Origin of the sequence: Citrobacter sp. Marseille-Q5395 (genome assembly GCF_947057495.1) — a bacterium.
GTDB classification, from domain to species: Bacteria; Pseudomonadota; Gammaproteobacteria; order Enterobacterales; family Enterobacteriaceae; genus Citrobacter; species Citrobacter murliniae.
Window position 1 is genome coordinate 1 of record NZ_CAMSEL010000054.1, and the last position, 4,349, is coordinate 4,349.

A 4,349-nucleotide genomic window follows, 5' to 3' on the forward strand; every position below is an offset into this window, starting at 1 on the left:
GGCGAGTCGGGGTGTCATATTCAACGTGAGAAGTGTTGATGGTGATACCACGAGCTTTTTCTTCCGGAGCGTTATCGATCTGGTCGAAAGCACGAGCAGCACCGCCGTAGGTTTTAGCCAGAACGGTAGTGATTGCAGCGGTCAGCGTTGTTTTACCATGGTCAACGTGGCCGATAGTACCGACGTTAACGTGCGGTTTTGTACGTTCAAATTTTTCTTTAGACATCGATTGTCCCTCTAAGACACGGATAAATCGGTGATATCACCACATCAACCAGGCAATATACCTGAGCTGTTGAATGCTTTTAAAAGTAAACAGAGAGAAACGGGAAGGAGAAGTGAAGTGGTGCTGATACCCAGAGTCGAACTGGGGACCTCACCCTTACCAAGGGTGCGCTCTACCAACTGAGCCATATCAGCACGTCTGGAGCGGGCAGCGGGAATCGAACCCGCATCATCAGCTTGGAAGGCTGAGGTAATAGCCATTATACGATGCCCGCATCCTGAAACTCGGCTACCCAGTTCTTTCTGTAACAAAAAAGAGATTCTCTCTTCTTCGTACGAGCTGATTAATTTTTTAACCAACTCAGGCGGCGATAACGCTGCCAGAAAGTGGTGGTGGGGGAAGGATTCGAACCTTCGAAGTCTGTGACGGCAGATTTACAGTCTGCTCCCTTTGGCCGCTCGGGAACCCCACCGGACTTGATGGTGCCGACTACCGGAATCGAACTGGTGACCTACTGATTACAAGTCAGTTGCTCTACCTACTGAGCTAAGTCGGCATCAAGTAGCGCGCATTTTATGGAGACCTGCGTGCGCATGCAACTAAAAAATTGCATAAAATGTTCTATCGCTCACATTTTGCACTATACGACCGATAAATAATCTATTCGCACTGTGGATTGAGCAAATTTCCAGCGGTCGTTACCCTCTAATGGAGGCATTTTGCTTCACAGCGTGTTTACCTGCAGACAGAAAGTGCATCTTTATATATATGGAATGCCCGTCACATTGCTTTTCAGGTGATGATTTTTTCTTATTATTCGCCCCCATCTGGTGTTACCCTCCTGCCCATTGTCCAAATTAACTGAAATGTGACGTGCCATTGCGTGCCGGGGATGATTCGTTTTTACCACTGACCTGATACAGCAATGACAGCCAGACCATGCGTATGAGTATAAAAGAGCAAGCGTTAATGACGCCTTACCTACAGTTTGATCGCAACCAGTGGGCTGCGCTTCGTGATTCCGTGCCGATGACTCTGACCGAGGACGAGATTGCTCGTCTGAAAGGCATTAATGAAGACCTGTCGCTGGAAGAAGTTGCCGAAATTTATTTGCCTCTGTCGCGTTTACTAAATTTTTATATCAGTTCAAATCTGCGCCGCCAGGCTGTTCTGGAGCAATTCCTGGGCACTAACGGCGAACGTATTCCTTATATCATCAGTATTGCTGGCAGTGTCGCGGTTGGTAAAAGTACGACTGCGCGTGTCCTGCAGGCATTGTTGAGTCGCTGGCCAGAGCATCGCAAGGTTGAGTTGATTACTACCGATGGCTTTCTTCACCCCAATCAGGTGTTGAAAGATCGTGGACTAATGAAGAAGAAAGGCTTCCCTGAGTCCTATGATATGCATCGTCTGGTAAAATTCGTTTCTGATATTAAATCAGGTGTACCAAACGTCACGGCCCCGGTCTATTCACATCTAATTTATGACGTGATTCCTGATGGTGACAAAACTGTCGCACAGCCCGATATATTGATCCTCGAAGGATTAAATGTATTACAAAGCGGGATGGATTATCCTCACGATCCACATCATGTATTTGTTTCTGACTTTGTCGATTTCTCTATTTACGTGGACGCGCCAGAAGAATTACTCCAGACGTGGTATATCAACCGTTTCCTGAAATTCCGCGAAGGGGCATTTACCAATCCGGATTCTTATTTCCATAACTATGCGAAATTATCAGAAGATGAGGCCATTAATACGGCCACCTCTCTTTGGAAAGAAATTAACTGGCTGAATTTAAAGCAAAATATATTACCTACGCGTGAGCGTGCCAGCTTGATTATGACTAAAAGTGGCAACCATGCCGTTGAGCAAGTCAGACTACGAAAATAATAAAAAGGGGAGCAACGGCTCCCCTTTTTATTATTCTGCACTTCTGAGTGATATTTCTCCGCCCATCCATGGTTTTATCACACCATCTTGCTCAAGCAATAGTGCGCCTTGCGCATCTATTCCCCTGGATATACCAAATATTTCTTTATCCCCGATAATCAGCTTAACGGGCCGATTGATAAAGTTATCCAGTTTTTTCCAACGGGACAGATAAGGCGCTAATCCCTCTTGCTCAAACAGTACCAGCGCAGCACGTAGATCACGGATCAGCCGGGCAGCAAGTGTATTGCGGTCAATGTTAATTCCGGCTTCCTGAAGGTTAATCCATCCTTGATTTACCACATCCTCTTCGACCCGGCGCATGGCCATGTTAATACCTGCGCCAATAACAATCTGCGCTGCATCGCCCGTCTTACCAGTGAGTTCAACCAGAATGCCCGCCAGTTTCCGGTCGAGCAGATAGAGATCGTTAGGCCATTTCACACGAACCTGATCAGCACCCAGATCGCGTAAAACCTCTGCCATGACGATACCAATAACCAGACTCAGGCCAATTGCTGCTGCCGGCCCCTGCTCCAGACGCCAGAACATTGACAGATACAGGTTAGCGCCAAACGGCGAAAACCATTTTCGCCCGCGACGTCCACGCCCGGCCTGCTGATATTCAGCGACACAGGCATCGCCTGACTCCAGTTGGCTAATTCGGTCCAGCAGATATTGGTTGGTTGAATCGATAACGGGTAAGACGGTTACATTTCCGCTATTCAGCTGGGAATGAATAAGTGCTGAATCCAACAGCTGGATAGGCTCCGGTAGGCTGTATCCTTTACCAGGAACAGTAAATACATCAACACCCCAGTCGCGCAATGTCTGAACGTGTTTATTGATAGCCGCACGACTCATTCCAAGTTTTTCACCAAGCTGTTCGCCTGAATGAAATTCACCATCTGCTAATAACGAGATGAGCGTCAGGGGTACGGTATTATCCTTCATGTAATAATCTCCACGGCATTCACTTCCCCCTGAGGTCCAATAAACCTCACTTCCGGTTCGAGCCAGACATTGAATTTTTCACCTACTTTTTGACGGACATAATGTGCAAGCTGAACAACATCCTGGCTCGTTGCATTGTCAGCATTAATCAGTACCAGTGCCTGCTGCTGATGTACTGCAGCCCCACCAATACGCATACCTTTTAGCTGGCACTGATCGATGAGCCAGCCAGCGGCCAGTTTTACGGAACCATCCGCCTGAGGATAATGAGGCGCAGTGGGGAATTGCGAAAGCAAAATCTTTGCCACTTCAGCTGTAACAACCGGGTTTTTAAAGAAGCTTCCCGCATTACCGTGCACTTTCGGATCAGGTAGTTTTGTTGTGCGCATGTGGCAGACGGATTCAAACACCTGCAGAGGAGTCACCGTAACAGGATCAAGGCGAGCTAAGTCACCGTAGGTCAACACCGGCTGCCATTGTTTAGGCAAGCGCAGACCAACAGCCACAATTGCAAAACGATCCTGGTACTCATGTTTGAAGATGCTATCACGGTAACCAAAGCGACATTCTGCGGCATTGACGCGCAATTGCTTGGCTGTGGACAGTTCAACACAGTCAACATATTCACAGACACGTTGTAACTCTACGCCATAAGCACCAATATTCTGGATAGGTGAAGAGCCAACGCAACCGGGAATTAATGCCAGATTTTCCAGCCCCGGCATGCCAAGCTGCAGCGTATGCTGTACCAGGTTGTGCCAGTTTTCACCAGCCCCCACATGTAAATGCCACGCGTCAGGTTGTTCTGTAACCTCAATGCCCTTGATGCGGTTGATGATTACCGCACCATGGAAGGAATCAAGGAACAGGACATTACTCCCTTCGCCCAGGATCAGTACTGGATAATGTAATGCGTTAGCTGATTGCCAGGCACTAAGTAGTTGTTGCTCGTTTTCGGCGCAGACAAGCTCGTTAGCATATTGATCGATACCGAAGGTATTCCAGGCTTTAAGGGAGTGATTCATAGACGCTTTCCTGATGCAAAATCGCGTTTAGTTTACCGCATATGCCGCAGGATGGCTTGTGTTATGGAAGAGTGGTTGTGTTGTGCCGGACGGCAGTATTTCCTGCAGTCCGCAGACGCAAAAAAGCCCATCCGGCAGGATGGGCTTCTTCACTGGTTTGATGCCTGGCAGTTCCCTACTCTCGCATGGGGAGACCCCACACTACCATC

The 4,349-nt window shown here is 48.0% G+C and carries 4 protein-coding genes, 4 tRNA genes and 1 pseudogene; 2 read left to right on the forward strand and 7 right to left on the reverse strand.

The features are described from left to right. The 5 genes from OH663_RS25735 to OH663_RS25755 all read right to left on the reverse strand — a co-directional run. Positions 1-226: GTP-binding protein (locus OH663_RS25735; protein WP_001403315.1), on the reverse strand; the 226-nt coding region annotated here is incomplete at its 3' end. A gap of 118 nt (positions 227-344) precedes the next feature. Beyond that, a tRNA-Thr gene (locus OH663_RS25740) sits at positions 345-420 on the reverse strand. Between the two features lie 5 nt (positions 421-425). Continuing rightward, positions 426-500: transfer RNA gene (locus tag OH663_RS25745), tRNA-Gly, on the reverse strand. A 113-nt stretch (positions 501-613) separates the two neighbouring features. Then, positions 614-698: transfer RNA gene (locus tag OH663_RS25750), tRNA-Tyr, on the reverse strand. Between the two features lie 8 nt (positions 699-706). Then, positions 707-782 (reverse strand) — tRNA-Thr (locus tag OH663_RS25755). A gap of 19 nt (positions 783-801) precedes the next feature. Between OH663_RS25755 and OH663_RS25760 the strand changes: the two are divergent. Both OH663_RS25760 and coaA read left to right on the forward strand, forming a co-directional pair. After that, positions 802-882 (forward strand): annotated as a pseudogene (locus OH663_RS25760) (hypothetical protein); the annotation flags it as partial. Between the two features lie 289 nt (positions 883-1,171). Beyond that, complete coding sequence (gene coaA, locus OH663_RS25765; RefSeq protein WP_045449387.1) at positions 1,172-2,122, forward strand: type I pantothenate kinase; 951 nt, start codon at positions 1,172-1,174, stop codon at positions 2,120-2,122. 30 nt (positions 2,123-2,152) lie between these two features. Here the strand turns inward: coaA and birA are convergent, their stop codons facing one another. Both birA and murB read right to left on the reverse strand, forming a co-directional pair. Then, positions 2,153-3,115 (reverse strand): bifunctional biotin--[acetyl-CoA-carboxylase] ligase/biotin operon repressor BirA, encoded by a 963-nt coding sequence (gene birA, locus OH663_RS25770; RefSeq protein WP_045438322.1) that lies wholly within the window; start codon positions 3,113-3,115, stop codon positions 2,153-2,155. Continuing rightward, entirely contained in the window at positions 3,112-4,140 is a 1,029-nt protein-coding gene (gene murB, locus OH663_RS25775) for a UDP-N-acetylmuramate dehydrogenase (RefSeq protein WP_045438317.1), read from the reverse strand. Before murB ends, birA begins: the two co-directional genes overlap by 4 nt. Positions 4,141-4,349: the final 209 nt, after the last annotated feature.

Bases quoted from the DNA above. Each gene is read 5' to 3' on its own strand.
- birA (WP_045438322.1), bottom strand. From the start codon at position 3,115: ATGAAGGATAATACCGTACCCCTGACGCTCATCTCGTTATTAGCAGAT.
- coaA (WP_045449387.1), top strand. From the start codon at position 1,172: ATGAGTATAAAAGAGCAAGCGTTAATGACGCCTTACCTACAGTTTGAT.
- murB (WP_045438317.1), bottom strand. From the start codon at position 4,140: ATGAATCACTCCCTTAAAGCCTGGAATACCTTCGGTATCGATCAATAT.